This window comes from Natronorubrum halalkaliphilum (genome assembly GCF_009834785.1).
Classification (GTDB): Archaea; Halobacteriota; Halobacteria; order Halobacteriales; family Natrialbaceae; genus Natronorubrum; species Natronorubrum halalkaliphilum.
The window spans coordinates 18,536-43,871 of sequence record NZ_WUYX01000037.1 but is presented as its reverse complement, the minus strand read 5'-3'; the positions used below and the strand labels follow the sequence as shown (position 1 = coordinate 43,871).

Below are 25,336 nucleotides of genomic sequence, written 5' to 3'. Positions count from 1 at the left end.
CGATTGCGATCACCAACTACGAGCGAGGACACGATCCAGGACGTGAGAAACTCAAACTATGAGTTGGATTCTATGACACGCTCTTTGGTCGGAAATTCGTGTCGCGGTAGAATCGGCGTGCATCTTCGTTCTCCCACTCACAGGAGACTTTGATGTGGTCACAGCCCCGTTCACCAGCGAGTTCTTTCACGCGTTCGACGACCGCCGTGCCGTGGCTTTGATTCCGCCTGTCTTCGTCGATAGCGAGGTTCACGATGCGAAGGTACGTCGAGTACTGCCGGGAAGGGTGGCAGCCCTCGCGGAGCGTGACGAAGCCGATAGGTTCGCCGTCGTGGACGACGAGGTAGTCTGTGACGTCTTCGTCGTCCAAGTGAGCGCGGAAACCGTCGTCGGGAACCTCGCGAGCGTCCGCGTAGACGAGTTCGTTCAACTCGGAGTGCTCCTCCATCCCCTTAGCGAGGTCGTACCATCGGTCAACGAGCGCATCGAGGTCGTCTGCGGTGGCTTCGACGAGTTCCATACAGGGGACTCCGCAACGCTCGGTTGTTAGGTTTCCTGGTATGCCGTCTGCTGGTACGGCGGCATAATTGTGATTGAGTTGGTCGCACTGGGATGAATATGGCAACTGGTGGTCAGATATCAGTTGTTGCAACGCAATCACCGACTGCTGGAATGCCAGCAAATGACTATCTATGCTAGCTTCTCGTAGGTCGTTCTGCGGAATGGCGATACACACGAGAGTGATTTCATGACTTTCAACAATGAATCAACCGGCGAAGTGTTACGCAGAGCAGTGCTGAAAGCCAGTGCGGCTACGGCGGGGACGTTCGTTCTGAGCGGGACGACGGTCGCTGACGAAGACAATTACGACGATGAGGTCGAGGTAGACGAACCTGATGGCTTCGAGGTCAAGATCCTCCAAGAGCACGCGTCCTTCACCGACGACGTGTCGTCGACGTTCGAGGTGACCTACGACGACGCCGGCGAATCATTCGTCGTCGACCTCGACGACGCCTCGACCGTCATCCTCGCCGAGGCGACGTGGGAAGAGGGAGGAGAGTCCGGGTGGCACCGCCACCCTGGGATGTCCATCGTCCGTATGATCGAGGGCGAAATCGAGCACACGATGGAGGACGATTGCGTCCCGCGGACGTACTCGGCGGGCGACGCATGGATTGACCCTGGCCACGTCCACAAGGCGGACAGCGAGGAGGGCGCGCTCGCACACGTCACTTTCCTCGGGATTCCCGATGGAGAACCAGCGACGGAGTGGGTCGAGCCGGTAGAGTGCTGATAGCCCGGCCCTCCTATCATCGCCCTCCGCAGAGCGAATCCTGTTCCTGGGACGTTCGTACCCCGAATTTAGCAGGATTAGTCCGAACTACTCAGATTTCGTCAGGAATAGCGTGACCGACTTAGCGGATGAGTTCAGGTCAGCGATCCTGTTTATTTTCACCACGCACATCATGAATCGGCTATTCAATACGCTTCTAAGGCCGTAAAAAATGGTTATTCGAAGTCGCCTCCGATAGGGCGACCGGGGCGATCGATACGTGAGACGGGGAGTCCAGCCCGGTTCGCGTGTTCCCGCACCGCCGCTTCGCTCTCCGCCTTGTAGTGACAGTGTGTTCCAGTCACGTTACCGTCTTCGTCCGTCAGGACCTCCGACTCGACAGCACGCACGTTCATCCCCTCATCGTCGAGTTCTCGACGGCATGCAGTCGATCGCTCATCAACTGCCTCTAGATCGTCTCGTGTGATCGGTTCGTCTAACTCTCGAAGGATTAGAAAGTCCTCCAGATCGGATTCGCCCATCGTAATTACCCTCCGTTCGTATCTCTGGCGGTGTTATCCGGCCGATGGATAACCCACTCTCCAATCTATGCGAAACAATAACATAAACTCATCTCCTGAAAAACCGTCAGACTCTGACTAGCTCGGTTTTCGGACGAAAGTGAGCACCTCGTCTACGAAGCGGTCCGGCGCGGTGTGCATCGGTTCGTGTTGGTGCCCCTCGAAAGTAGTGATCTGGCTGTTAGGGAGTGTACCGTTGACTGTTTCTATTGCATCCTGGTAGAACGGAGGGCTCTCGCTACCGCTCAGTAGCAAGGTCGGCGTCATCTTCTCAAATCGAGTTGCATCGAACTCATACTCGGCGATCGCTTGCAACTCACGAGGCAATGTGGGCATAGCGTCAACCATATCCTGCCGGATTGGACTGGAGCGAGCGGCATCAAGCTCATCCGGCGTGAGGCCGGCTACTTCTTACAGGAAGAACGCGATCACATGCTCGTTATCATCATCGTCAAGCAATCGATTCATTTCGCAATCCCCGCTTCAATACCGAGTTCGTGGTTGCCGACCGCAATAGGAGGTTCGTTCAGTATGAGTTTACGTAGGTTGTAAGTTCGCAGGACCACCTCCAGCGAATAGAGTGCTCCTCCGGAATGGCCAAGCAAGATCACTGGCTCGTCGATCGAATCGGCGACCGCAACCACGACCTCGAATTCCGTTCCAGTCGGTACTCGGCAGCGTCCCCGCTCTCACCGCGACCACGACGCTCGATCGCATAGACCGTGCAGTGTTCCGCGAGAGCAGGACGCGTTCCAGCCAGATCCTAGAACTTATGCACGTCGCCATTCCCATGCACGAGCGCGAGCGGTAGCCCGCTCCCTGTCCGTTCGTACGCGATTGCCGTGCCGTCTGCTGATGTGACTGTTTCCGTGCTATCTCTACGATACGGCTACGCTAGTAAACTATGTCACTCTATCTTATACATCGTATTTTATTTGAAGTCTTTAGTACATATTCAAACTACATCCGCCACATATGACAACGTCGAAATATTTATGCGATAGACACTCGAGACGTAAATCGAAGACGAGAAATGAAACGGCGGACAATCTTCGCTGGGTGTGTCACTCTCGGGTTCTTTTCTGGGTGTCTCGAACTGCCTACGGCGTCAACAGACGAGGACTACCTCATCGATGAATCGTTTTCCGGGGAGGCGTTCTATACCTTTCAGGCTGGGACGAACGAGTGGATCGAGGTCACTCTCGGAACGGCCAGTGACTCTGACTCGGAGATAGCGTGCGATATTATACACCGTGAAACAGCGGCGTCGATATTTCGCGAGCGTGTTACGGACGAAGAGACTTTCGACGTCGATATCACCGAGGGAGGTGTTTTTGAGGTCTTTGTTCGGAGTGACGAACGGGCGGTTATCAATATCGTTTCGAGTGAATGACCCGTTTGGGTAGTTCGGCGCGAAAAGAGCCGTGAAGAACCGATCGGTAGCACCGATCTCCGATCAAGAGGTTCAACAGTTCCTACCGGTATCAGATTCAACGATCACAGCTGCTAAGCCGGAATCCCCTCTCACTCGAGGATACCACGGTTGTTAGGCGGACGGCTTATGCGCAAATCTGTGGGAGACACAGACATGGTAGAGAAAACGCTCTCTGCTGATAGAGTCACACGCGACGAGGCTGCTAAACAGCTTCGAGCGCTGGCCGACGAACTCGAGGGCGACGGCTCGGCGACGGTCCAAACCGGAAACAAGGCGGTCGAACTCCACCCGTCGGAGGAAATCGCCTACGAGATCGGGGTCCGCGAACGGTCGTCGATTCTGCGGGGACAGCGCGAGACGGTGACGATCAAGCTAGACTGGAAGCCGCCGAAGGTTTCCGAACAGTCCGAGGGGGCCGAAGCCGAGGCAGAGTAGCGTCGCGGTCGAGGCGCGCTTCGAGTCGTTCCTCCTACACTTCACCCGATATTTCCAGCCCCCTCACACGAGCGCGGCGAGCGGCTCGAACCAGACGGCGGCCACGAGGACGGCCAGAAAGACGTACGAGCCGCGGATGAGCAACATCGTCGCGATATCGGGGGTGGCTCGACGAGCGACGAGCGCAACTGCCGCGAAGGCGACCGCCGCCAGGACGGCTGTCGGCGGGAAAACTCGAGCGGCGGCGAAGGCGACCACGACGAGCAGTGCGGCCACCATCAAGCCGTACGCGACCGTGTACGCTCGCTGTGGGCCGAGCGTGACGGCGACGGTCCGTTTGTCGATCGAGCGGTCGTAGTCGTAGTCTTGCGCGTCGTCGATGACCTTGATCCCCGACAGCAAGACGAGGAAGACGAGCGCGAAGCCGAGCGGGACGGCAGCGATCGTCCCACTCTGGACGGAGAAGCCGCCCAGTATCGAGAGGGCGATCCCGAGCGGGTAGCCGGTCGTCGCCGTCAGGGGATTCGTATCGAGCTGTGGCGCGTGATGGTAGGCGATAACCCACGTCGGTAGCGTCAGCGCGACGGCCATCCAGCCGACGAGCACGAAGAGGAGGAGACAACAGAGCGCGAACGTCGCCGTCGAAGCGGCGAGACCGACCCGACAGCCGTGCTCGGAGAGCGGATGGTCGTCGTCTTCACCCCGGACGTGGAAGTCGACGTAGCCGTCCTTGAGATGTGCGGTGTAGACCGCCGCGAATATCGCGACGACGTGGAGTATCGCAAGTGAAGGCGTGAAGTGAGTGGTCAAAATCGCACCGAACAGCGACGCGGCGAGCGGCGGCAGCATGAAGACGGGGTGGACCTGCGACCAGAACGCGGACACCGTCGCTCCGACACCGGATTCAGCTCTCGCGAGGGCCATACCCCGACCGACAACGAACTGATGTAAAATACCGCGGGCGGCACCTGCACTCGAGGGACGAGACTCGAAACAGTGTGCGAAAACAAGACAACGGGACCGCAGGTAGAGTGAGAACGCGTGCGGGCGACGCTCTATCGTGGCAAGTACGCGATTCCGTCCGGATGGAGCTCCGTCTCGTATCGCTCGAGTTCGGTCCAGTCCTCGCAGTCGATCACGGAAACGTCGTTCGTCTTGTTGTTCGCGACGAAAGCGCGTTCCCCGTCGGGGGAGAAAACGGTGCCGCCGGGCCAGATGCCGACCGGAATACGGGCGATTTCCCAGGGCTGCCGGTCGCCGTCGCGGACGTGCTCGGTGTCGATCAGGGACACGTCGTTCGACTCCCGGTTGGGAACGAGGACGTGCCGACCGTCCGGGGACGGAACCACGCGGATCGGGGTCTCGCCGAGCAGCGCACGGCTCGTCTGTTCGAGCGTCTCCGGATCGAGTACCGAAAGCATTCCGTCTTCCTGGTTCGCAACGAGCAGCCCTGCCTCGGGGTGGACCTCGATCCCTTCGGGCTCCTCGCCGACGCGGGGGTCCGCGATGAGCCGCCGTTCGTCGCAGTCGATCGCGGTCACGTTCTCGCTGCCGATGTTGGCGACGAACGCCCGCTCCTCGTCGGGCGTAAGCGCCACCATGTGGGATTTGTCCTGATGGGTCGGAATGTGATCGACGATCTCGTCGGTCTCGATGTCGATCACGTACACTCGGCTGCTATACGTCGAGGCCAGCCACAGTTCACCGGCGCTCTCGCGGATCGCCAACCCGTGGGGGAAGTCGAACTCTTCATGTTCGATTTCGGCCGTTCGCTCCCAGGTCTCGGTGTCGAAGACCAGCAGTGACCCGCCCAGCGAGCAGGTGATGTACGCCTTCTCGCCGTCCGGCGTGACTTCGATCTCGTGGGGGTTGAACGCCGTTTCCACGACGGTTTCGGTCTCGCCGGAGTCGGCGTCGATGACGGACATCGTGTCCGAATCCTTGTTGAGTACCAGCAACTGATCGCTCATGCTCATACGTGTGCCATGCGCCCCCGGGTTTCCTAAGCCCTCGAGAACCGGAAAACGCGTCGGGGAGGAGTCGCTGGAACACACAAATTCATGTGCCAGCACGAGCCACGATGTTTCATGGCAGACGATTACACCGGTGCCGATCTCTTCACCGACGCGCTCGAGTCCTACGGCGTCGACTACGTCTTCGGGAATCCGGGCACGACGGAGCTGCCGATCATGGAGGCGATCAGCCAGAGTGACCTGGACTACGTGCTGGGACTGCACGAGGACATCGCGGTCGGGATGGCCTCGGGATACGCCCAGACCCGGCGTTATCACTCCCATCACGACGACTCGATCACGCCGGTCGGCGTCGCGAATCTCCACATCGCTCCAGGGCTGGCCCACGGGCTGGGGAACCTCTACGCCGCCAAGATCGCCGGCGCGCCGCTGGTCGTCACCGCGGGCAACCACAGCACGGACTTCCGTCACGAAGAACCCATTCTGTCGGGCGATCTTGTCGAGATGACCGAACAGTTCTGCAAGTGGTCCGACGAGGTGCTCGACGTCTCCGCGCTCCCGACGATGCTCCGGCGGGCGTTCCGCGTCGCGATGACGCCGCCGACGGGTCCCGTCTTCCTCGGGCTGCCCCTGGACGTCATGCTCGAGGAGACCGACGCCGAGCCCGAACGCCTCGGTCCGATTCCGAACGCCGGCAGCGGCGATCCCGCGCAGCTCGAGCACGCTGCTGACCTGCTCGCCGAGGCCGAGAGTCCGGTGATTGTCCTGGGAGACCACGTCGCCCGCTCGGGTGCGGACGCCGTCGCGGCGGCGGTCGAACTCGCCGAGACCACCGGCGCCCGGATCCACGGCGAAATCCTCTCCTGCGAGGTTAACTTCCCGACCGACCACGACCAGTGGGTTTCCTACATCCCACCGGACGAAACCCTCGCATCGATGCTGATGGACACCGATACGGTCGCGTTCGTCGGCTGCTCGACCAACACGACGCTGACCCGCCACGAGGAGGCGCTGGTCGATCCGGACACCGCGTGTATCCACATCAGCGACGACGACTGGCAGATCGGCAAGAACCAGCCCGCTGACGCGGCCATCGTCGGCGATCCGGGGCTGGTCATGCAGGACCTCATCGAACGACTACAGGGTCGCCTCTCCGCGGAGACCGTCGAAGAGCGACTCGAGAACGTCGGCGCGATCAAGGAGATGGTCGAGGCGCAGATGGCCGGCATGGGCGAGGGCGACGCCGAGGATGACCCCCGGTCCTCGAAGGCCGAACTCGTCGACGCGATGGAGGCCGTCGCCGGTGACGCGTACATCGTCGACGAGGGTGTGACCTCGAAGTACGCCATGCTGACCCGCTGGGACCTCGCGCCCGAACAGTACATTTCGAACAAGGGCGGCGGCCTCGGCTACGGCCTCCCCGCGTCGGTCGGTGCCGCCGTCGCCGAGGGCCAGCGGGACGATCCCCGCGATGTCGTCGGTTTCATCGGCGACGGTTCCTACCTCTACTACCCCCACTCGATCTACAGCGCGGCCCGGCACGACGTCGACCTCACGGTCGTTATCTCGGACAACCGCAACTACCGCATCCTGAAGGATAACACGCTCAAACTGATGGGCGGCGACGAAGCCGACTACGAGTTCGCCGGGATGGACTTCGATCCGGCCGTCGACCTCGTCACAAACGCCCAGAGCCACGGCGCACGCGCCGAACGGGTAGCAACGCCGGACGAGATCGAAGGCGCACTCGAGGAGGCACTGGCCAACGACGGGACCAACGTGCTCGACGTGTTGGTACACGACTGAGACGGCCTGTTGGAACTCGTTTTGCGGATCAACCGAAGAGCAAGACTGCTCGCGGCCGCGCCGGCACTGACCCATAGCAGTCCGTCTGACCGACGACTGCGCTCGGAACTTGGAACCCCCAGTCAAAATTCGGGATCGAGACGCCTTGTCCGTCCGCTCGCCGTCGCCAGCGACGCTACTCGATCGTCGTCCCCGCCGGCTCACCCCGAAGGAACGAATCCAGCGCCTCGAGCCCGAAGATAGACGCCTCGGCCTCGAGTTCGAGCAAAGCCCGGACTTTCGCGGCCATGCCACCGGTTACGTCGGTCGCGTCGCTGGCACCCAGCACCGATTCGACGTCCTTGTACTTCGAAATCCGATCGATCACGTCGTCCGCGTCGTCCAGGACGCCCGGAACCGTCGAACAGAGCCCGATCCGGTCGGCCTCGAGGTCGCGAGCCAGTTCGACGACCAGTTCGTCGCCGCTGACGACGGTCGCACCCGAGCCGGCGTGAGCGATCATATCGCCGTGGAGGACCGGCACGAACCCCTCCGCGAGTAGCGTCTCGACCTGCCCGGTCGGGAACTCGAGGGCGGCCGTCTCGTCGCGGTGGCCCGCCGAAAACGGATGAACAGGGACCGCCTGCACGTCCCGCTCGAGGAGCCGCGTCAGGACGAACTGGTTCAGTGTCTTCATCGCCCCGTGAATCTCGAGTGCCGCGGCGGCGTCGTGCGTTCCGTCGGTCGTCGTCACGCCGTGTTCGCTGGCGTTGTGATGGCCAAAACTCCCGCCGCCGTGGACGATCACGAGGTCCGCGGTTTCGTCTTCGCTCCCGCCCGGCCCCTGTCCGGCCGCCTCGAGCGTCGCTGCGACCGCGTCGGCGGCTCGCCCGAGCGCCTCGCCGTCGAGCGTTTCCGCACGGTCTTTCTCCGTGATAACGCTCCCGCCGAGTTTCAGGACGATCATTCGACTCGCCTCACCCCCGTATCCGCGAGTTCGGCGCGGAAGGTGTCCTTACAGCCGGGCGTGTACGACAGCGCCGTCTCGGCCTCGTCGCTTTCGTCGAGGGCGACGATACAGCCGCCGCCGCCCGCACCCGTCAGCTTCGCGCCGTTAGCGCCGGCGTCGCGGGCCGCCCAGACCATCGAATCGAGCGATCTCGAGGAGACTCCAAGCGCCGAGAGCAGCCCGTGATTGAAGTTCATCAGGCGGCCGAGTTCTTCGATATTGCCCTCGGCGAGCGCCTGCTCGCCGTTCCGGACGATGTCGCCGATCGACTCGACCGTGTCGGCCGCGAACTCGTACTCCTCGCGGAGGCCTCGGACGCCCGCGACGAGTTCGCCAGTGTCGCCGGCGCCGCCGTCGAACCCGATTACGATGGGGAGATCGGGCGCCTCGAGGGACCGACAGTCATCGCCTTCGACCCGGACGGCCCCGCCCGTGGCCGAACAGAACGTGTCCGCCCGGGAGGCCTGGCCCCCCTGGACGTCGTACTCGGTCTGGTAGGCACGCTCGGCGAGTTCGTCGATCTCGAGCGTCGTGCCGAGTTCGCGCGTTCCGGCGTCGATAGCGGCGACGGCGACCGCCGCGGACGACCCCAGGCCCGCACCCAGCGGAATGTCGCTCTCGATGGTCACGTCGAATCCGACGTCGTCGTCGCCGGTCACGTCCCGGACCTGTTCGATCGCGCCGTCGACGTACCCCATCGCCGCGGTCAGCAGGGACTCGGAGACGTCCACGTCGGGACGCTCGTCCGCCGACCCCGCGTACTCGACCGTAAAGCCGTCCAGGCTCAGGTCTTCGGAGTGAATCCGGAGTTTGTTGTCCGATCGTTGCTCGACGCCGACCCGTGCCCGCACCTCGATGGCACACGGAACGGCGGGTTCGCCGTAGACCACCGCGTGCTCCCCGAACAGATACACCTTGCCGGGAGCGCTCGAGACTGCCATGTCCGGCCGTTCGCACGACGACGGTTAATACCTATCTTTCGGAAGCGACGGCCCCCGCAACTGACCCGGGTGGCCCCGCCGTCGGTCGTGACAGCATTCTGACTGCACTCAGACCTATTCGTGAGTGTTAACCCTCGGTGATCCCCATCGTAGCTATGAATCGGAGAACGTATCTCAGCGCGTTTGCCGGAACCGTTGCCGCCGGCGCTGCCGGTTGTCTCGACGACATCGCCGGCTCGGACATCGACGAAGGCGATCACCCCGTCGGGGCGTGGGCGGACGGACATATCGAGTTCGGGTTGCCGCCGTTCCAGGACGCGGAAGATTTGCGGGACCAGTACGCGGGAACGTTCGAGTGGATCGAAGACGGGTTCGAAGCGGTCGACACCGTCGAGGGAGTGCCGACCACCGACTACAGCGGCGTCGTCGAGAGCGTCGTCAACGGACACACAGAACTGGCGAATCTCTCGCCGTTCATCTTCGTGCTCGCTCAAGAAGACGACGTTCACCCCCTCGCGATCAACTGGTCCCACGGCTCGGATTCCTATCACACCTACATCGCCACCAGAAGCGACACCGAAATCGAGTCGATCGAGGATCTCGAGGGGAAGACCATTGCCATGGTCGACCCGATGTCGGCCAGCGGCGGCATGTTCCCCCGGTACAGGCTCTCGCAAGCGGGCCTGCACGCGGGGGATATCGAGACCGAACCGGACGACTTCGATATCGACTGGGCCGGGAGCCACGACGCCGCGCTCCGGGTTCTCGAGGAAGGCCACGTCGACGCCGCGGCGTACGGTGATTTTCAGCATCCCGACGACGACGAAATCAGCAAGATCGCGGAAAGCGATCCGATTCCGTTCGACGTGATCGTCGCGAAGCCGGACACGCCCGAGGACGTCCGCGACCGGCTCGCAACGCGGCTCATCGAGACGCCCGAGACGGCACTCGAGGACCACCGAGTCGACGAGTACGGCGAGTTCGACCCCGAACTGTACGACCACGTTCGCGATATTGCCGACCAGATGGGACTCGACATCGAGACACTCGACGACGCCGAAGCGGAGGACGAGGAAGACGACACCAGCGACGAATAAACCGCCATGCTCTCCGTCACCGGCCTCGAGAAGCGCTACGGCGCTGTCGACGCGGTAGCCGATATCTCGTTCGACCTCGAACCCGGTTCAATGGCAGTCCTGGTCGGTCGCTCCGGTTCCGGAAAAACGACCCTGCTGCGGTGTCTAAACGGGTTGGAACGGCCCGATTCGGGAACGATCCGACTCGAGGGCGAGCCCCTCGGCCGGACCGACGCCGCGTTGATCTTTCAGGAGGGAGCCCTGCTCGACGGTAAATCGGCCCTCGAGAACGTCCTCGATGGTGGCCTCGCCCGTGAGTCGGCCTGGCGCGAGCTTCTCGGGTGGCATACGGCGGCGGAGAAACGAGCCGCGATCGAACGACTCCACGCGGTCGATCTGGCCGGCTGCGCACAGCAACGCGTCGGCGACCTCTCCGGCGGCGAGCGTCAGCGCGTCGGCATCGCTCGCGCGCTCCACCAGGAGCCGCGAGTGCTCCTCGCTGACGAGCCGGTTGCGTCGCTCGATCCGGTGACCGCTCGCGCCGTTCTCGAGCGGCTGGCATCGGTGGTCCGTCGGGAGGACCTCGTCGGCCTCGTCAGTCTCCACCAACCGCGACTCGCCGGCGAGATCGCCGATCGATATCTGGGCCTCGCCGACGGGCGGCTGACGCTCGACGCCGCCGCGGCCGACGTCGACCCGGAACGCATCGGGGAGGTGTACAATGTCCCGGCGTGAGCGGCGTCACTCCGAAGACGGAATCGCCGTCGACGACGAGTTCGACCAGGTTCAGGCCCGCTGGCGACGCCGATTCGTCGTTCGGACCGGCGCGGTCGTCGCGCTGGTCGCTCTCGTGTTCGCGGCCGCGCGATGGCTCGGTTTCGACCTCGCGTACCTCTACGCCCACCGCGGAAACCTGCGGGACGTGTTGCTCGAGGAGATGCTCGCGCCCGGACAGCTCTGGGCGCAGTTGCAGGCGGACGGCTCGACGCTGGCGTCGGCGACCCTCGAGACGCTGGCCATCGCGGGCGTCGGTACGGCGATCGGGCTCCCGCTCGCGTTCTGTCTCGGCGTTCTCGCCGCGAGCAACGTAACGCCGCGAATCGTTTACACTCCCCTGCGGCTGTTTCTGGGCGGCGTTCGGGCCGTGCCGAGCATGGTCTACGCGCTCCTGTTCGTGATCCTCGCGGGACTCGGGCCGGTCGCCGGTGCGCTCGCTATCGCGATGGGGACCGTCGGCGACCTCGGACGATTGTTCGCCGACGAGATGGAAGAGATCGACCGCGCGCCGGTCGACGCCGTCGTCTCGAGCGGCGCCGGACTCCTGGCGACGACGTCGGCCGCTCGAATTCCGCAAGTATCGACGGCGTACGTCGCGTGGACGCTGTTCTACCTCGAGATCAACGCCCGCAAGAGCTCGGTGCTCGGCATCGTCGGCGCGGGCGGCATCGGCTATCCGCTGATCATGGCTTTCAGAGCCAGAAACTATACACGGGTCATGGCGGCGATCGTCGCAATCCTCGTCCTCGTGGTGAGCGTCGAATTCGTGGCGAATCGACTCCGAAGCCTGCTCGACGCCGAGCGGCGGGCCGCACGGAGCTGAGCCGGACCGCAGGACACTCGAGCGCGCTCGTTCGAGCGCGGTAGCCGGATTTAAGCCGGTGTCCGCGCTACGCGCTCGTATGTCTCTCGTCCTGCCGAGCGAACTCGTTGTCGACCGGTTTCTCCCGACGGTGCGGGCCATGCTCGCGACCCGACTCGCCGATCGCGGCATGACCCAACAGGAGATCGCAGCCAACCTCGGCGTGACCCAGGCCGCCGTCAGCAAGTACGTGGGCGGCGAGAGCGGCGGCGACGACCGCTTTCGTAATCACCCCGAAACCGTTGCCACCGTCGATCGCATCGCCGACGGTCTCTCGAGCGGCGAGATGGACGGCTACGACGCGTTGGCCGAACTCCTCTCGCTGATTCGAAGCCTCGAGGACCGCGGGCCGATCTGCGAACTCCACGAGGAGGAGATGCCCGCCCTTCAGGGACTCGGCTGTGACCTCTGTGTCCGCGGTCTCGATCCCGACGTACGGGCCGAACGAGACGTACTCGCCGACGTGCGGACGGCCGCACGAACCCTCGCCACGGTGCCCGAAATTAGCGGCTACGTCCCTAACGTCGGCACCAATATCGGAATGTGTCTTCCCGACCCCGACGATGAAACCGACGTCGCCGCGATTCCGGGCCGAATCTACGAACTGAACGGCCGCCTCGAGATCCCCGCAAATCCCGAGTTCGGGGCCTCCAAACACGTTTCGACCGCACTCCTTGCCGCCTCCGACGTCGATCCTAATATTCGCGGCGCGCTGAATATCGCGACGGACGATCGACTGCTCGAGGCCGCTCAGGAGCGTGGGTTGGCGACCCTCGAGTTCGACGCCGACTACGAAGACCGCGGGGCACACCTTCGCTCGAGGTTCACGGCACACGGCGGCGTTCCACACGTCGCCTATCACCGCGGTGCGTTCGGGATCGAACCCGCGACCTACGTCTTCGGGACCGACGCCGAGGCTGCGGTCGAACGGGTTCGTGAATTGGTCGCCACGGAATCCTGAATCGTTCGCGGACGTTTTCGCGTCATTCGGTCCAGGTCTGGACCGTTACCGTCACGTCGTCGTTCGCCAACGCCGCGATTACCGTCTCGACTTTCCGCTCGTCGCGCTCCTCGCCGTCGTAGTTCTCGTCGATCTCCGCGAACTCCTCCTCGAAGGCGTCGGGGATGTCCGCCGCGATCCAGGCGGCAAGTCCGTCGGCGTCGGTGAAGTCGTACCCGCCATCCTGGCCGACGAGGACGTTGTGATTCGCCGCCTCGGCCCTCGCTTTGGAGCGAACCAGCGGTGGATGGGTGTCTGCGCTCCGGAACGAGAAGTCGCCGATGGTTTCGACCATCGAGTTGTAGTGGTAGACCTTGAGCGCTCGCTCGATCCCCTGATCTTCCAGTGCGTACTGGGACGGTTCGGGTGGGAACAGGCCCTCTACGATGGTTTCACCGATGACCGTCCCGGCCGCGGCGTAGGACTTGTTGTCCGAGCCTGCCAGTCCCGGCAGGTCTGCCGAGTCGTCGACACCCGGGAAGCCGCTGATCGTTTCGTCCCACCAGTCGTCGGCGTCGAGCCAACTCTCCTCGAGTTCGTCGTCGTCGATTGCCGAAAATCCGCTCGAGACCGTCGTCGACGTACTGGAGATGTCGGCGTCGGCGGGTGGCCGTTCGCCGGCCGTCGCCGTGCCGTTGATACCCGCTCCGTCATAGGGTTCCCACTCGGCGACGACGTAGAAATTCCGTTCGGCACCCAACAAATTGTGACGGATCGCCCAGTCGACGGCCTCCTCGTACTCCTGGCCGTAGGCCAGCACGGGATCACCCCCGATCCGGTGGTTCGTCAACGCAGCGTCGGCCAACAACCCGAGCGGGGAGCCGTGATCGGTTCGCGTATACGTGTGTGCGTTCGTGATGACGGGCTCGGAGAACTCGTCTTCGTCGCGAACATCCTCGAGGCTGTACGTAACGGCAATCGTCGATTCGGCGAGGACCTCCGTCGTCTGCGTCGCCGAACGGTCACCGAACTCATCATCGTTCGGTACGATCTGGTCCGTGTGGTCGCCGGCCCCACCGTCGGACGTCTCGGTGAGAGCGTAGCCGACGATCATCACGCTCGCGGTGATCAAGAGCAGTGCCAGAGCGACATCGACGACGGTGCTGACACCGCGGTCGCGGTCCGCATCGCGCCGTCGCACGGTCACCAGACCTCCACGTGAAGCGTGCCGCCGCGGACGTCCGCCGGGGTTACCTCGACCGAAATCGGTCGCGTCGCGATGCCCGTCGAATCCGGTTCGCCCGCCGCTCGCGGTGGACCGAAGTCCGCGTGGCTCGACGGGAGTTGTTGCTCCCGAAGCGTGTCGCCTTCGGAATCGAAGTGAGCCGCGGCGTAAACGGTTGGCTCACCGTCTTCGTACGCGGTGATCGCTATGTAGACGTTCTTCCCGTCAGGTAACGAATCCTGATCGAGGGCCTCACGCAGCTGTCGGTCCGTGCCGGATTCGTACTCCGGGACGGGAAAGACGCCGTGTTCCTCGTCCTCGAGGTCCTCCCAGATGCGGTCGATCGCCGTCGTTTCTGCAGTGCGATCGCTCTGTCCGGGGAGTACACCGCCGATGTACACGGCGTACAACCCGATGCCGGTACTGAGCGCCAGCACGGCAACGAGCGCTGCGATCGGCTCGGTCTGGGCCCTAGACGACGACAAGTGTGACATGGTACATCTCAGTAGTACGTTTGTGTTCGACGAACGGTGCGCTAGCATCGAAGTCGGCCGAGCGCGATATCTCGTTCGTACACCGCCCTTCAGAACCGGGATCGAGTGACTCCACGCACGTTCCACCGTTGTCGAACTCGATCGTCACGTCCACGGGAGAGTCGCCCGGTCGGTCGAAGGTATCCGATGATTCGATATCTACCGAAAATTCGCCTTCGCCGCTATGAAAGGTCTGATCGGTAACAGCGTCGCTGATGGAAGAACCACTCGGGCCGGCGTAGTCACCATCGACGGACATTTCGATGCTGTTCCCATCGATCCCGCTGTACGATCCCTGCACGGTTCCAATACCGGTCATAACATAACCGCCGAGTTTCCAATCAGACGGAATCGACTCGAAGTTGACGACCTCGACGAACGACCTGATGTTGTCGTCCGCCGGGTCGACACTGACCTGGCGAGCAACTAGTTCGTCGCTTGCGGTCAGCCTCGTATCGCTGTTTTTCTCGTATTGGTCTGTGACCTCCGAAAGAAACGTTTCGACTGCGTGTGTATCCTCGTCCGCCAGTTCGTCGCCGTATTCGGCTTCGAACTCGGCACCGCGAGTTATGTTTGCCAACCGTTTAGAATCGTTGACGGGAACGACGACACCATAATTCAGGCTGGCGTGACTGATTCCGTGCTCGTTTGCTAACTCGAGGGTCGTCCCGTCGATGACGATCGTTTCGGCGTCGTACTCCCACGTTGCGCTGGCTTCGGTGGTGCTTCCGGCAACCGGTTCGATCGTGTTCGCCGCCCGATTCGCATCCGGCGGGGCTCCCGTCGGAAAGCCGAGGACAACACCAGCGATCGCGACGCTTACGAGCGAAACTGCCAGATAGACGTACCACGCGTCAACGGGTGCCTCCCAGTCCATAGTCCGACTGGGCTCGGTATGGTATTTAAACTCGAGTACGGGACGACACAAACCCCAGAGAGTCACCTGTGCGAACTGACGAGCAGACCGTATCAGTCACTCACTGGTGAGATTGTTGAGAAGGGTCAGCATCGCTACGGGCGGTTGAGCGCCGGTCGAAATTCGCCACTGGCCACGAATCGGCGATACAGCAGGCTCGCTTCAGCGGTCATACTGCCGGACATGTGTGGGCCGGGCGTGCTGGTGGGGCCGTCGCCGTCGAAGACGTGCGCAGAACCCACGCGTTCTGCTGGGCATCGCAACCCAGTGGAGTGCTAAACGGCCGCGAATTCGCGACCGACTTCGCCGTGACTGCTGTCCGACAGTATCAGAAGCCGACGAGCACGCGATACGGAATGCCGAGTGCGAAAATCACGATCAGTCCTGTCGTCGCGGCGATCACTGGGATCGGCATCTTCTCCTTTTCGAACGTGAACAGCGAATCGATCATAGCCCTCGTTCGAGCGGTTCCTACGTAACTCCTTTGCTCGTAAGTTCTCGAGAGACCGACCACAGAAATCGCTCCTCACGGTCGCTGACTGGCTGACAGCACTCGGTCACGGCCGCGGCCGCGGAAAAACGAACAGTATCCGTATTCGTCTCGAATCGTATCCGATTCGGATTAGACCATGCTCTCGAAGTCCTCGAGCGAGTAGGACGGCTCTGCACCGCGCTTGTCGAGGACTTCGTTGGCGAGGAGCCAGTAGACGACCGAGAGGGCCTTTCGACCCTTGTTGTTCGTCGGGACGACGAGGTCGACGTTACTGACCTGGTTGTTCGAGTCACACATCGCGATGACCGGGATGCCGACCGTGATAGCTTCCTTGACGGCCTGAGCGTCACCGATCGGGTCCGTGACGACGAGTACGTCGGGTTCGATGTAACCGTCGTACTTCGGGTTCGTCAGGGTACCCGGGATGAAACGACCGGTGCGGGCGCGAGCGCCGACGGCTTCGGCGAACTTCTCCGCCGGGAACCGACCGTACTGGCGACTCGAGGTGACGAGGATCTGTTCTGGATCGTAGTTCGACAGGAAGCTCGCGGCCGTGCGGATGCGGCCGTCGGTCTTCGAAACGTCGAGCACGTAGAGACCGTCGGTCCGGACGCGGTGGATGAACCGCTCCATGTCGTTGGTCTTCTGCTGGGTCCCGATGTGAACACCGGCGCCGAGGTAGTCCTCGACGGGAATGAGCAGGTCGGCCTCCTCGTCGGACATTACGTCGTCGTCGAGGGTTGGACCGGCGTCTTCTGGCTCCTCGTCAGTGGCTGGTTCTGCGTCGGCGTCGGCCTCGGTGGCTTCGGCGTCGGCGGGTTGTTCGTCGGCTGGCTCGACGTCTTCGTCGGGATCGGCGGCGGGGCCAGCCCCTTCGGCTGGCTCCTCGTCGATCTCTTCTTCGGCGGCGTCGAGCCCTTCCTGGGATGAGTCGTTGTCTGTCATGTCGCGTCGTCTGCGATTCTGATGAGCTCGTTGAGCTTTGCGGTTCGCTCGCCGCCGACGGCACCCGTCTTGATGTAGGGTGCGTCGGTCGCGACGGCGAGGTGTGCGATCGTCGTATCCTCGGTTTCGCCGGAGCGATGAGAGATGACCGAATCGTAGCCGTTCTCAGTCGCGAGTTCGATTGCGTCGAAGGCGTCGCTCAGCGTCCCGATCTGGTTTGGCTTGATCAGGATGCTGTTTGCCGCGCCGCGATCGATGCCGTCGATGAGTCGGCCGGTGTTCGTGACGAACAGGTCATCACCACAGATCAGCGTCTGGTCGCCGACCGCGTCCGTGAGATCGGCGAAGGCGTCGTAATCGTTCTCGTCGAGCGGGTCCTCGACGTAGACGAGGTCGTACTCGTCGACGAGGTCGGCGATGTATTCGATCTGTTCGTCCGTGTCGCGGCTGACGCCGGCTGACTCGTACTCGTAGGTCTCCGACTCGTCGTCGTACATCTCGGCAGCAGCGACGTCGAGTCCGAAGCCGATGTTGAAGCCGACGTCGTCCTCGACCAGCGAAACCGCTTCGGCGACGATTTCGAACGCCTCGCCGTCGTCGATCGAGGGAGCCCATGCGCCCTCGTCACCTTTGCCGGACGGAACACCGCGTTCCTCGAGCAGGTCGGCAACGGCGTCGTGGACGGCGGCGTTAGCGAAGACGGCGTCTTCGACACTCGGCGCGCCGACGGGTGCGGCGAGGAACTCCTGAATGTCGGTCGCGTCGGCGGCGTGTTCGCCACCGCCGACGACGTTACCGAGCGGAACTGGGAAGTTCTCTCCGCGGAACGCCCCGCCGAGGTGCTGGAACAGCGGTGCGCCGAGCACGTCGGCGCCGGCCTTCGCGGCGGCCATCGAAATCGCGACTGCGCTGTTGGCGCCGATTTCGGAGAAGTCGTCGGTGCCGTCTGCAGCGTGCAAGATAGCGTCGACTTCCCGCTGGTTGCCGGCGTAGGCTTCACCGACGAGACGCGGGACGGCGTGTTCGCGGGCCGCAGCGATCGCCTCGGTCGGCGGTCGCTCGACGGCCTCGTACTCGCCCGTGCTGGCACCGCTCGGTGCCGCTGCACGGCCGAAGCCCCCGCTTTCGGTCACGACGTCAGCCTCGACTGTCGGGTTACCCCGCGAGTCCAGGATGCGTCGGAGCCGAACGTCGGTAATGAGCGTCATTTCCGGTCGTACCCCCGCTTGACGGTAAACGGCAGGACGCCGGCGTCGTACTCTTCGGCGGCGATGAGGATCGGTTCGGACTGATTCGTCTCGATCAACACCGGTGCACCGTACGATATCTGCAGCGCTCGCGCGCCGAGGATGCGTGCTTTCTCGTAGCGATTGTGACGTTCCTGTTGCATGTTACTGGTACGGAGAGACGACGTCTACGAGGTCGGTGTGACTGACGAGCATGCGCCGACAGCAGTAGCGTTCGACGCCGAGTTCGTCGAGGACCGCTTCGGGGTCCTCGTCGCCCTCGTTAGCCCGCTCGTCGAACTCCTCCCAGTGTTCGGCGACGACGTTGCCACAGGTGAAACACCGGACCGGTACCATCATGATTGAATCACCTTAGCGGTAGGACTTCTGGTAGCGAGCCCGAGCGCCCGGGCCGCCCCACTTCTTTGGTTCGGACTGACGAACGTCGTTGACCAGCAGCGAGCGGTCGAACTCCATGTACGCGTCGCGAAGTTCGGCGTCGTTCGTGTGCTGGACGATGCCGCGTGCGACGGCGGTACGGACGGCGTCTGCCTGGCCGCTGATACCGCCTCCCTCGACGCGGACGTCGATGTCCATCTCGCTGCGCAGGTCCTCACCGGCGATGCGGAACGGCTCGAGCATCTTGAGGCGGGACATCTCCGGTTCGACCAGTTCGACTGGCTTGGAGTTGATTCGGACGCGACCCTCGCCTTCGCGGACGGTTGCGCGGGCGACGGCCGTCTTCTTCTTTCCACTCGTGTTCGTTACCATGTGACGTTAGCACCGAGTTGATCGGAGACTTCGCCCAGGTGGACGAAGCGAATGTTCGAAAGTCGATCCAGCGACGTTCCCTCGAGGATCTCCGCCTCGCGGTCCTCGTCGTCTTCGTAGGGGTTGCCGACGTAGACGCGGACGCTCTCGAACGCCTCGCGACCGCGCGTTTTCTTGTAGGGCAACATCCCGCGAACGGACCGCTTGAAGATCGTGTCCGGTCGCTTCGGGTAGTAGGGCCCTCTGTCGGAGCCCAGCTGGAGTCGCGTGCGGTAGGTGTCGAAGATGTCTTCCTTGTCGCCGGTAATAACGGCATCTTCGGCGTTGACGATCGCGACGGTTTCGCCGTCGAGAGCGCGCTGGGCGACCTCGCTGGCGACGCGACCGAGGATACAGTCACGGGCATCGACGACGACGTCTGCGTCGAACTCTGCGATACTCATCGAATCACCCGCACGTTGGATCCGTTGGGGTTCTCTTCGAGCACTTGCTCGAGCGGTACTGAGTCACCGACCTGTTCGATCTTCGTCTCTGCGGACGAAGAGAACTTGACAGCCGCGACGGTGACGTTTTTCTGTAGTGCGCCGGAGCCCAGCACTTTGCCGGGAACGACGACAGTCTCATCTTCGCGTGCGTATCGCTCGATACGGCCCAGGTTCACCTCTGCGTGGGTGCGCCGGGGCTTTTCGAGTCGATCCGCAACATCTCGCCAGACGTCGGCGTCCGTTTCTCGGGACGTCGACTTCAGCTCGGCGATAAGATCGTTGAGCCTCGGATTAGTCTTGCTACTCATTGGTTTCCTCCAAATCTGCAAACGGACGACTGCACGAGGAGTTGTGCAGCCGGCTGGAATCGATTTCCTGTTCGTCACACCGGATCGCGTGTCGATGTCGATGACGTTCGCACAGCCGTCGGTTCCGGAGACGGCTGGAACGGGCACGGACACGGAAACGGGACCGGGACCGTGAACACGAACGTGATCGAACGATCACTGAACGGTGATCAGCAGGAGAGAAGTGATGCAGGGAGCAGGATTTGAACCTCCGGGAGACGGTCGACCTCGCAAACGCTCGGTCGCTGCGACTCCCGTGGCTCAAATCTGCCGTTCCATTTTCACAGCTCTCCCGTTTGGTCGAGCTGGAAAAATGCAGGGAGCAGGATTTGAACCTGCGGACTCCTACGAGACAGCGCCCTGAACGCTGCGCCGTTGGCCTGACTTGGCTATCCCTGCTCGCACTTCCGTCTACCCGTCGCCCCTTCAAACCCCTTTCGATTCCATCGGACGAGGCGGTGCCGGTCTCGTCGCTCACGGCGCCGGCAAACGCGGCCTCACAGTGTCGGGATTGGGGGCGTCGGTTCATGTCTATAGCTGTACTGCTTCTTCGAGTTCGGTCGCACGCCGTTCGATCGAGTCGGCGGCTCGCGTAACGAGCTCTTCGACGGGGAACGAGCCGTCAGTCTCCACGTGGAAGACGAAGGCGTTCGGCACGTCCTCGATTTCGACCTCCTTGCCCGGATACCGGTTCGAGAGATCGTGATCGAACTCGCTCGTCGGGACGAGTTCGCCGTCGTCCTCGATGACGCCGCGGATGATCCGCGATTCGGGCTCTTCGAACTCGGGCAGGTCGCCGACGACCTCCACGCGCTGGAGATGTCGGTACCCGACGGCCACACCGCCCTGGTGTTTCGCGTGGTCTTTCCCGCGGTCGAGGACGGCATCCGCCTCGGCCTCGAGGCGCTGGTCGTCTTTGAGTTCGATGATCGGAACGTTCTCGTCTGCGGGCTGAACGAGGTCGTCGCTCGAGACGAGATCGCCCGAGTAGGCGGTGGCTGGCCCTTCGACGTCGATCGAGAGCGTCACGGTGTCGTCCTCGGCGAACTCGCCTTCGGGCGGGGTCGTCAGCGGGACGAGCCCGAGTCGAAGTGCGAGTTGTTCGTCGAACATGACCGACGAGTTCTCGACGAACCGGACGGTATCGACGGCCATCGTCGGCACGTCGGCCAGCATCGCCCGACGGATACCGTTGGCGAACGCGGGTGTGACGCCGCGGACGAGGATCCGTGCTTCGCGGTCCTCGCGTTCGACGAATTCGACGTCGTACTCTTCGGTCATGGATCTAGTAGCCGCCCTTGCCTTTCGGTGCGCGCGATCCGTCGTGTGGGATCGGCGTGACGTCTTCGATGCGCCCGATTTCGATACCCGAGCGGGCGAGCGCACGGATGGTCGCCTGCGCGCCGGGGCCGGGGGACTTCTGTAGGTTGCCACCGGGACCGCGGACACGGACGTGAAGGCCCGTGATGCCGGCTGCCTTGACCTCTTCGGCGACGGACTCGGCCATCTGCATGGCCGCGTACGGCGACGCCTCGTCGCGGTTCTGCTTGACCGCCGTCCCGCCGGAGGACTTGGCGATCGTTTCCGCGCCCGTGAGGTCGGTCACGGTCATGACGGTGTTGTTGAACGATGCGTGCACGTGGGCGACTCCCCACTTTTCGTCGTCTTGGCTCATGTTATTGACCCTCCGCTCGTTCCGGATGGAGGTCGTCCGCAAGTGGACTGTTCTCGTCGAATGCGACGAGGTCCTCCTCGTCGACATCGACGACGTACGACGGGATCCGCTGGCGCTGGTCGCCGATTACGATGTGCCCGTGCGTGATGAACTGGCGCGCCTGCTGTGGCGTGTTCGCCAGTCCTTTGCGGTAGGCAACCGTCTGGAGTCGTCGCTCGAGGACGTCCTCGATCTCGAGTGACAGGATGTCACCGAGTTCGTCTGCTTCGTCGAGGATGCCGACGCGTTTGAGCCGACCGAGGAACTCCTCGGAGCGGCGGATAACGGTCTCGTCGTCCTGGGCCTGGCCGAGCAGGTCTCGAGCCTCGCGCCGGTAGGAACGAAGCTGGGACTGGGCTCGCCAGAGCTCCTCTTTGTTCGAGAGTCCGTAGCGGTCGAGAAGGGAGTGCTCGGAGGCGATGCGTTCACCCTGGTAGGGGTGATTCGGCGTCTCGTACTGTTTGGTATCGGTTCCGAGCGGCATTATTCGTCATCCTCCTCGGCGGCTTCCTCTGCCTGTTCTTCGCGGATTTCTTCGACGTTGACTCCGATGGTGCCCTCCGTACGACCGGTGGACTTGGTTCGCTGGCCGCGGACCTTCTGTCCGCGCTTGTGGCGAATTCCTTTGTAGGAGTCGATCATCTTCATCCGGTTGATGTCGTGCTGCCGGGTCAACTGGAGATCGTTGCCGATCTCGTGGGTCGTTTCCCCGGTGTAAAAGTCCGATTGGCGGTTGTTGAGCCAGTCCGGAACTTCAGCAGCGTAGTTCTCTACGAGTTCGACGACCTCGTCGATGACGTCTTCGTCGAGTCGGCCGAACGTCGCTGTCCGGTCGATATCCGCTTCGTCGGCGATGAGTCGGGCGGTTCGTCGACCGATCCCGTTCATCTCCGAGAGCGAGCGCTCGACGGACTTCGTCCCATCGAGGTCGGTCTGACCGATGCGGACGAAGTACTGAAGGTCTTCGTCGTCCTGTTGTTCTTGAGGTTCTTCCTCGCTCATGTGTCGTGTATGTGTGTCTGGTGTGCGCGCGTTGCAAATGCGACTGGCGCAAGCGCGCCAGCGTGAGTGAATACTGACGACAGTCCGCCAGTATATCCGACGTTGTGGCGGGGATTTGAACCCCGGAGGCTTGACGCCACATGGTTAGCAACCATGCGCCTTGGGCCGCTTGGCTACCACAACACCGTCAGTCTATCATCGCCCTTACGGACTCGGGGATCACTCCCCTACACGTATTGCACCCGAACCTACCCGTGTCGGGTACTTAAGCGCAACGAAAGGTGCCGACACCGGTATCGGGTCACACTCGCGGAGAGCCACTGGCCGCGAGAAGAACTGTACAGCCTTCAACAGGCGTTGTGACGACGATAGTCGGCGACACTTCTTCGTGGACGTGGCTGTGTAGCCGTCGGTTCGGGGCGGTTTCCGTGTCGCATATCGATTGTCGCTCTCGGCTCCGAGGGAACCGGTCGGCCCGAGGCCATCGGCACCGAGGAGACTGTCATTTTTTATAAGTAGGGATGCGAAACCCGTACTACGCATGGATTTGTACGAGGCCGAAGCCGAGTTCGAACATCCGGTACTCGAACTCGACACGCTGGCCGAGATGTTCGAGCGGAGCGTCGAGCGAAACGGCGACCGACCCGCCCAGCGGTACAAAGGCGGCGTCTACGATCGCTCGATCGCCGGCGACAGTGAGGCTTGCAGTAGTGGTGGTGGTGGCGGCGACGGCGACAGCGACTTACCGTCACCACCGATCGAGGCCGTACCGAGCGGGGAGTACGCCTCGATTACGTACGACCGGATGGGCGAACTGGTCCGCCGACTCGCAGCCGGCTTCCGCGAGCTCGGAATTGCCGACGGCGAACGCGTCGGAATCTTCGCGGACACGCGCATGGAGTGGGCGCTCTCGGACTTCGGAATCCTCGCTGCCGGCGGCGTCGTGACGACGGTCTACAAGGGTTCCTCACCCGACCAGCTTCAGTACCTGCTCGACGATCCCGGTGCGTCCGGCGTCGTCGTCGAGAACGAGACGCTACTCGAGCGCGTGCTCGAGGTCGAAGACGAACTGGCTCTCGAGTTCATCGTCGTCTTCGACGACCTCGAGACCGACGAGTACGCGGCTCGCGAGGATATTCTCACGCTCGCAGAGCTCTACCGACGAGGGAGCGAGGCGTTCGACCGAGACGAGTACGACTCCTGGCTCGCGGGCCGCGATATCGACGATCTCGCGAGTCTGATCTACACCAGCGGAACGACGGGCCAGCCGAAGGGCGTCGAACTCACTCACCGAAATCTCCGGACGAACGTCAATCAGATCTACAGACGGTACGGGCCGCGACCCGACAAGGGCGAGGACGATCCGTCGATCGACGACGAGACGCAGGTCGTCTCGTTCCTGCCGCTGGCCCACGTTTTCGAGCGGACCGCGGGCCACTTCATGCTGTTCGCCGCGGGGTCCTGCGTCGCCTACGCCGAGAGCCCGGACACGCTCACCGACGACCTTCCCGCGATCGCACCCGACAACATGACGAGCGTCCCGCGAGTGTACGAGAAACTGTACGACGGGATCCGGAACCGGGCCGCACAGGACGAGGCGAAAGCCGACGTCTTCGAGTGGGCCGTCGACGTCGCTCGGCGCTACCAGCGGGCCGACGACCCCGGCGAGGAACTCGAGGGCGAGATGGAAAGCGCCGATCAGCTCGTCTTCGAGGAGATTCGCCAGGGCCTGGGCGGAAACATCGGCTCGTTTATCAGCGGCGGCGGCAGCCTTTCGCCGGCGCTTTGCCAGCTCTTCCACGGGATGGGCCTCCCGATCTACGAGGGCTACGGCATGACGGAGGCGTCGCCGGTCGTCGCGGCGAACCCACCCGGCGATCCGCGAATCGGGACCGTCGGTCCGCCGGTGGTCGGCCTCGAGACGAAGCTCGACGCGTCCGTCGTCCACGAAGCGGACTTCGAGGGCGGCGACGGTGACGGTGACGTCGGCGAACTCCTGATAAAGGGACCGAACGTCACCGAGGGCTACTGGAACAAGCCCGGTGCGACCGACCGTGCCTTCACCGAGGACGGATGGTTCCGCACCGGTGACATCGTCCACGAACACTCCGACGGCTACCTCCAGTTCCGCGAGCGGACGAAACAGCTCGTCGTACTCTCGACGGGGAAGAACGTCGCACCGGCGCCCATCGAGGACGCCTTCGCCGCGGTCGATATGGTCGAACAGTGTCTGGTCGTCGGCGACGGCGAGAAGTTCGTCGGCGCGTTACTCGTCCCGAACGTCGACGCGCTCCGCACGCGGGCGGACGCTGACGACGTTTCGCTGCCGGACGATACTGCAGCTCTCACCGACCACGAGTGGGTACGCGACCGGATCGGGGAGACCGTCGACGAGGTCAACGAGAACTTTGAATCCTACGAGACGATCAAGGAGTTCCGGATCACGCCCGAAGGGTTCACCGAGGAAAACGGTCTCATGACGCCGACGATGAAGAAAAAGCGCTCGAAGATCGCGGATCGCTACGACCACCTCGTCGAGGACATCTATGAGTCCGTTCAGGTGTCCGATGGGGGTTCCGAATAACGACGGTT

General features: G+C 62.9%; 30 protein-coding genes and 2 tRNA genes. 9 read left to right on the top strand and 23 right to left on the bottom strand.

Annotated features, from left to right (window positions below; all coding sequences use genetic code 11):
* Positions 1-70: 70 nt before the first annotated feature.
* Positions 71-520: a GNAT family N-acetyltransferase gene (locus GS429_RS12120; RefSeq protein ID WP_160065616.1), complete on the bottom strand. Its 450-nt coding sequence runs from the start codon at positions 518-520 to the stop codon at positions 71-73.
* A 228-nt stretch (positions 521-748) separates the two neighbouring features.
* On the opposite strand from GS429_RS12120, the gene GS429_RS12115 reads away from it, so the two are divergent.
* Positions 749-1,294, top strand: a complete 546-nt coding sequence (locus GS429_RS12115) for a cupin domain-containing protein (RefSeq protein WP_160065615.1) — start codon at positions 749-751, stop codon at positions 1,292-1,294.
* Between the two features lie 215 nt (positions 1,295-1,509).
* On the opposite strand, the gene GS429_RS12110 is transcribed toward GS429_RS12115, so the two are convergent.
* On the bottom strand, positions 1,510-1,815 hold the full coding sequence (locus GS429_RS12110) for a DUF4242 domain-containing protein (protein ID WP_160065614.1): 306 nt from the start codon (positions 1,813-1,815) through the stop codon (positions 1,510-1,512).
* A gap of 1,072 nt (positions 1,816-2,887) precedes the next feature.
* Between GS429_RS12110 and GS429_RS12105 the strand changes: the two genes are divergently transcribed.
* Positions 2,888-3,247: a hypothetical protein gene (locus tag GS429_RS12105; RefSeq protein WP_160065613.1), complete on the top strand. Its 360-nt coding sequence runs from the start codon at positions 2,888-2,890 to the stop codon at positions 3,245-3,247.
* Positions 3,248-3,442: 195 nt separating this feature from the next.
* Positions 3,443-3,724 (top strand): amphi-Trp domain-containing protein, encoded by a 282-nt coding sequence (locus tag GS429_RS12100; RefSeq protein WP_160065612.1) that lies wholly within the window; start codon positions 3,443-3,445, stop codon positions 3,722-3,724.
* Positions 3,725-3,787: 63 nt separating this feature from the next.
* Here GS429_RS12100 and GS429_RS12095 read toward each other — a convergent pair whose 3' ends face one another.
* Both GS429_RS12095 and GS429_RS12090 read right to left on the bottom strand, forming a co-directional pair.
* Positions 3,788-4,648 carry a UbiA family prenyltransferase gene (locus GS429_RS12095; protein WP_160065611.1) on the bottom strand — a complete coding sequence of 287 codons (861 nt, stop codon included), beginning with the start codon at positions 4,646-4,648 and terminating at the stop codon, positions 3,788-3,790.
* Between the two features lie 131 nt (positions 4,649-4,779).
* A complete protein-coding gene (locus GS429_RS12090) occupies positions 4,780-5,694 on the bottom strand; it encodes a YncE family protein (RefSeq protein WP_160065621.1) in 915 nt (304 codons plus the stop codon).
* Positions 5,695-5,811: 117 nt separating this feature from the next.
* Here GS429_RS12090 and GS429_RS12085 point away from each other — a divergent pair, with 117 nt between their 5' ends.
* Positions 5,812-7,503: a thiamine pyrophosphate-binding protein gene (locus GS429_RS12085; protein WP_160065610.1), complete on the top strand. Its 1,692-nt coding sequence runs from the start codon at positions 5,812-5,814 to the stop codon at positions 7,501-7,503.
* A 175-nt stretch (positions 7,504-7,678) separates the two neighbouring features.
* Here the strand turns inward: GS429_RS12085 and GS429_RS12080 are convergent, their stop codons facing one another.
* Positions 7,679-8,449 (bottom strand): isopentenyl phosphate kinase, encoded by a 771-nt coding sequence (locus tag GS429_RS12080; RefSeq protein WP_160065609.1) that lies wholly within the window; start codon positions 8,447-8,449, stop codon positions 7,679-7,681.
* Positions 8,446-9,432, bottom strand: a complete 987-nt coding sequence (gene mvk / locus GS429_RS12075) for a mevalonate kinase (protein ID WP_160065608.1) — start codon at positions 9,430-9,432, stop codon at positions 8,446-8,448. Before mvk ends, GS429_RS12080 begins: the two co-directional genes overlap by 4 nt.
* Before the next feature lie 155 nt (positions 9,433-9,587).
* On the opposite strand from mvk, the gene GS429_RS12070 reads away from it, so the two are divergent.
* The 4 genes from GS429_RS12070 (at position 9,588) to GS429_RS12055 (ending at position 13,108) form a co-directional block, all read left to right on the top strand.
* Positions 9,588-10,529, top strand: a complete 942-nt coding sequence (locus GS429_RS12070; RefSeq protein WP_160065607.1) for a phosphate/phosphite/phosphonate ABC transporter substrate-binding protein — start codon at positions 9,588-9,590, stop codon at positions 10,527-10,529.
* A gap of 6 nt (positions 10,530-10,535) precedes the next feature.
* Positions 10,536-11,243, top strand: a complete 708-nt coding sequence (locus GS429_RS12065) for a phosphonate ABC transporter ATP-binding protein (protein WP_160065606.1) — start codon at positions 10,536-10,538, stop codon at positions 11,241-11,243.
* Positions 11,230-12,108: a phosphonate ABC transporter, permease protein PhnE gene (gene phnE / locus GS429_RS12060; RefSeq protein ID WP_160065605.1), complete on the top strand. Its 879-nt coding sequence runs from the start codon at positions 11,230-11,232 to the stop codon at positions 12,106-12,108. The genes GS429_RS12065 and phnE overlap by 14 nt, the downstream gene beginning before the upstream one ends.
* Before the next feature lie 79 nt (positions 12,109-12,187).
* Positions 12,188-13,108: a thiamine-phosphate synthase family protein gene (locus GS429_RS12055; RefSeq protein ID WP_160065604.1), complete on the top strand. Its 921-nt coding sequence runs from the start codon at positions 12,188-12,190 to the stop codon at positions 13,106-13,108.
* Between the two features lie 22 nt (positions 13,109-13,130).
* Here the strand turns inward: GS429_RS12055 and GS429_RS12050 are convergent, their stop codons facing one another.
* The 17 genes from GS429_RS12050 to GS429_RS11975 form a co-directional block, all read right to left on the bottom strand.
* Complete coding sequence (locus tag GS429_RS12050; protein WP_328821370.1) at positions 13,131-14,288, bottom strand: DUF7284 family protein; 1,158 nt, start codon at positions 14,286-14,288, stop codon at positions 13,131-13,133.
* A 2-nt stretch (positions 14,289-14,290) separates the two neighbouring features.
* Positions 14,291-14,806 carry a DUF7285 family protein gene (locus GS429_RS12045; protein ID WP_160065603.1) on the bottom strand — a complete coding sequence of 172 codons (516 nt, stop codon included), beginning with the start codon at positions 14,804-14,806 and terminating at the stop codon, positions 14,291-14,293.
* Positions 14,784-15,722: a DUF7283 family protein gene (locus GS429_RS12040; RefSeq protein WP_160065602.1), complete on the bottom strand. Its 939-nt coding sequence runs from the start codon at positions 15,720-15,722 to the stop codon at positions 14,784-14,786. Before GS429_RS12040 ends, GS429_RS12045 begins: the two co-directional genes overlap by 23 nt.
* Before the next feature lie 367 nt (positions 15,723-16,089).
* Positions 16,090-16,212 (bottom strand): hypothetical protein, encoded by a 123-nt coding sequence (locus GS429_RS22395; RefSeq protein ID WP_268892283.1) that lies wholly within the window; start codon positions 16,210-16,212, stop codon positions 16,090-16,092.
* Between the two features lie 171 nt (positions 16,213-16,383).
* Positions 16,384-17,199 (bottom strand): 30S ribosomal protein S2, encoded by an 816-nt coding sequence (rpsB, locus tag GS429_RS12035; RefSeq protein WP_160065601.1) that lies wholly within the window; start codon positions 17,197-17,199, stop codon positions 16,384-16,386.
* Entirely contained in the window at positions 17,196-18,407 is a 1,212-nt protein-coding gene (gene eno, locus GS429_RS12030; protein ID WP_160065600.1) for a phosphopyruvate hydratase, read from the bottom strand. Before eno ends, rpsB begins: the two co-directional genes overlap by 4 nt.
* On the bottom strand, positions 18,404-18,589 hold the full coding sequence (locus tag GS429_RS12025) for a DNA-directed RNA polymerase subunit K (protein WP_160065599.1): 186 nt from the start codon (positions 18,587-18,589) through the stop codon (positions 18,404-18,406). The genes eno and GS429_RS12025 overlap by 4 nt, the downstream gene beginning before the upstream one ends.
* Position 18,590: 1 nt before the next feature.
* On the bottom strand, positions 18,591-18,785 hold the full coding sequence (locus GS429_RS12020) for a DNA-directed RNA polymerase subunit N (RefSeq protein WP_160065598.1): 195 nt from the start codon (positions 18,783-18,785) through the stop codon (positions 18,591-18,593).
* A gap of 12 nt (positions 18,786-18,797) precedes the next feature.
* On the bottom strand, positions 18,798-19,196 hold the full coding sequence (locus GS429_RS12015; RefSeq protein WP_160065597.1) for a 30S ribosomal protein S9: 399 nt from the start codon (positions 19,194-19,196) through the stop codon (positions 18,798-18,800).
* Positions 19,190-19,639, bottom strand: a complete 450-nt coding sequence (locus tag GS429_RS12010; RefSeq protein ID WP_160065596.1) for a 50S ribosomal protein L13 — start codon at positions 19,637-19,639, stop codon at positions 19,190-19,192. Before GS429_RS12010 ends, GS429_RS12015 begins: the two co-directional genes overlap by 7 nt.
* Complete coding sequence (locus GS429_RS12005) at positions 19,636-19,989, bottom strand: 50S ribosomal protein L18e (RefSeq protein ID WP_160065619.1); 354 nt, start codon at positions 19,987-19,989, stop codon at positions 19,636-19,638. The genes GS429_RS12010 and GS429_RS12005 overlap by 4 nt, the downstream gene beginning before the upstream one ends.
* A gap of 353 nt (positions 19,990-20,342) precedes the next feature.
* Positions 20,343-20,427: transfer RNA gene (locus GS429_RS12000), tRNA-Leu, on the bottom strand.
* Between the two features lie 132 nt (positions 20,428-20,559).
* On the bottom strand, positions 20,560-21,309 hold the full coding sequence (locus GS429_RS11995; protein ID WP_160065595.1) for a DNA-directed RNA polymerase subunit D: 750 nt from the start codon (positions 21,307-21,309) through the stop codon (positions 20,560-20,562).
* Between the two features lie 4 nt (positions 21,310-21,313).
* Complete coding sequence (locus GS429_RS11990; RefSeq protein WP_008894543.1) at positions 21,314-21,703, bottom strand: 30S ribosomal protein S11; 390 nt, start codon at positions 21,701-21,703, stop codon at positions 21,314-21,316.
* Between the two features lies 1 nt (position 21,704).
* A complete protein-coding gene (locus GS429_RS11985; RefSeq protein WP_160065594.1) occupies positions 21,705-22,226 on the bottom strand; it encodes a 30S ribosomal protein S4 in 522 nt (173 codons plus the stop codon).
* On the bottom strand, positions 22,226-22,744 hold the full coding sequence (locus GS429_RS11980; protein ID WP_160065593.1) for a 30S ribosomal protein S13: 519 nt from the start codon (positions 22,742-22,744) through the stop codon (positions 22,226-22,228). The genes GS429_RS11985 and GS429_RS11980 overlap by 1 nt, the downstream gene beginning before the upstream one ends.
* A 100-nt stretch (positions 22,745-22,844) precedes the next feature.
* Positions 22,845-22,927 (bottom strand) — tRNA-Ser (locus tag GS429_RS11975).
* 358 nt (positions 22,928-23,285) lie between these two features.
* Here GS429_RS11975 and GS429_RS11970 point away from each other — a divergent pair.
* Entirely contained in the window at positions 23,286-25,328 is a 2,043-nt protein-coding gene (locus tag GS429_RS11970; protein ID WP_160065592.1) for an AMP-dependent synthetase/ligase, read from the top strand.
* The last annotated feature ends 8 nt before the right edge of the window (positions 25,329-25,336 follow it).

What these genes read in the sequence shown, in the direction of transcription:
- GS429_RS12120 (WP_160065616.1), bottom strand. Translation starts at nt 520, where the DNA reads ATGGAACTCGTCGAAGCCACCGCAGACGACCTCGATGCGCTCGTTGAC.
- GS429_RS12115 (WP_160065615.1), top strand. Translation starts at nt 749, where the DNA reads ATGACTTTCAACAATGAATCAACCGGCGAAGTGTTACGCAGAGCAGTG.
- GS429_RS12110 (WP_160065614.1), bottom strand. Translation starts at nt 1,815, where the DNA reads ATGGGCGAATCCGATCTGGAGGACTTTCTAATCCTTCGAGAGTTAGAC.
- GS429_RS12105 (WP_160065613.1), top strand. Translation starts at nt 2,888, where the DNA reads ATGAAACGGCGGACAATCTTCGCTGGGTGTGTCACTCTCGGGTTCTTT.
- GS429_RS12100 (WP_160065612.1), top strand. Translation starts at nt 3,443, where the DNA reads ATGGTAGAGAAAACGCTCTCTGCTGATAGAGTCACACGCGACGAGGCT.
- GS429_RS12095 (WP_160065611.1), bottom strand. Translation starts at nt 4,648, where the DNA reads ATGGCCCTCGCGAGAGCTGAATCCGGTGTCGGAGCGACGGTGTCCGCG.
- GS429_RS12090 (WP_160065621.1), bottom strand. Translation starts at nt 5,694, where the DNA reads ATGAGCGATCAGTTGCTGGTACTCAACAAGGATTCGGACACGATGTCC.
- GS429_RS12085 (WP_160065610.1), top strand. Translation starts at nt 5,812, where the DNA reads ATGGCAGACGATTACACCGGTGCCGATCTCTTCACCGACGCGCTCGAG.
- GS429_RS12080 (WP_160065609.1), bottom strand. Translation starts at nt 8,449, where the DNA reads ATGATCGTCCTGAAACTCGGCGGGAGCGTTATCACGGAGAAAGACCGT.
- mvk (WP_160065608.1), bottom strand. Translation starts at nt 9,432, where the DNA reads ATGGCAGTCTCGAGCGCTCCCGGCAAGGTGTATCTGTTCGGGGAGCAC.
- GS429_RS12070 (WP_160065607.1), top strand. Translation starts at nt 9,588, where the DNA reads ATGAATCGGAGAACGTATCTCAGCGCGTTTGCCGGAACCGTTGCCGCC.
- GS429_RS12065 (WP_160065606.1), top strand. Translation starts at nt 10,536, where the DNA reads ATGCTCTCCGTCACCGGCCTCGAGAAGCGCTACGGCGCTGTCGACGCG.
- phnE (WP_160065605.1), top strand. Translation starts at nt 11,230, where the DNA reads ATGTCCCGGCGTGAGCGGCGTCACTCCGAAGACGGAATCGCCGTCGAC.
- GS429_RS12055 (WP_160065604.1), top strand. Translation starts at nt 12,188, where the DNA reads ATGTCTCTCGTCCTGCCGAGCGAACTCGTTGTCGACCGGTTTCTCCCG.
- GS429_RS12045 (WP_160065603.1), bottom strand. Translation starts at nt 14,806, where the DNA reads ATGTCACACTTGTCGTCGTCTAGGGCCCAGACCGAGCCGATCGCAGCG.
- GS429_RS12040 (WP_160065602.1), bottom strand. Translation starts at nt 15,722, where the DNA reads ATGGACTGGGAGGCACCCGTTGACGCGTGGTACGTCTATCTGGCAGTT.
- GS429_RS22395 (WP_268892283.1), bottom strand. Translation starts at nt 16,212, where the DNA reads ATGATCGATTCGCTGTTCACGTTCGAAAAGGAGAAGATGCCGATCCCA.
- rpsB (WP_160065601.1), bottom strand. Translation starts at nt 17,199, where the DNA reads ATGACAGACAACGACTCATCCCAGGAAGGGCTCGACGCCGCCGAAGAA.
- eno (WP_160065600.1), bottom strand. Translation starts at nt 18,407, where the DNA reads ATGACGCTCATTACCGACGTTCGGCTCCGACGCATCCTGGACTCGCGG.
- GS429_RS12025 (WP_160065599.1), bottom strand. Translation starts at nt 18,589, where the DNA reads ATGCAACAGGAACGTCACAATCGCTACGAGAAAGCACGCATCCTCGGC.
- GS429_RS12020 (WP_160065598.1), bottom strand. Translation starts at nt 18,785, where the DNA reads ATGATGGTACCGGTCCGGTGTTTCACCTGTGGCAACGTCGTCGCCGAA.
- GS429_RS12015 (WP_160065597.1), bottom strand. Translation starts at nt 19,196, where the DNA reads ATGGTAACGAACACGAGTGGAAAGAAGAAGACGGCCGTCGCCCGCGCA.
- GS429_RS12010 (WP_160065596.1), bottom strand. Translation starts at nt 19,639, where the DNA reads ATGAGTATCGCAGAGTTCGACGCAGACGTCGTCGTCGATGCCCGTGAC.
- GS429_RS12005 (WP_160065619.1), bottom strand. Translation starts at nt 19,989, where the DNA reads ATGAGTAGCAAGACTAATCCGAGGCTCAACGATCTTATCGCCGAGCTG.
- GS429_RS11995 (WP_160065595.1), bottom strand. Translation starts at nt 21,309, where the DNA reads ATGACCGAAGAGTACGACGTCGAATTCGTCGAACGCGAGGACCGCGAA.
- GS429_RS11990 (WP_008894543.1), bottom strand. Translation starts at nt 21,703, where the DNA reads ATGAGCCAAGACGACGAAAAGTGGGGAGTCGCCCACGTGCACGCATCG.
- GS429_RS11985 (WP_160065594.1), bottom strand. Translation starts at nt 22,226, where the DNA reads ATGCCGCTCGGAACCGATACCAAACAGTACGAGACGCCGAATCACCCC.
- GS429_RS11980 (WP_160065593.1), bottom strand. Translation starts at nt 22,744, where the DNA reads ATGAGCGAGGAAGAACCTCAAGAACAACAGGACGACGAAGACCTTCAG.
- GS429_RS11970 (WP_160065592.1), top strand. Translation starts at nt 23,286, where the DNA reads ATGGATTTGTACGAGGCCGAAGCCGAGTTCGAACATCCGGTACTCGAA.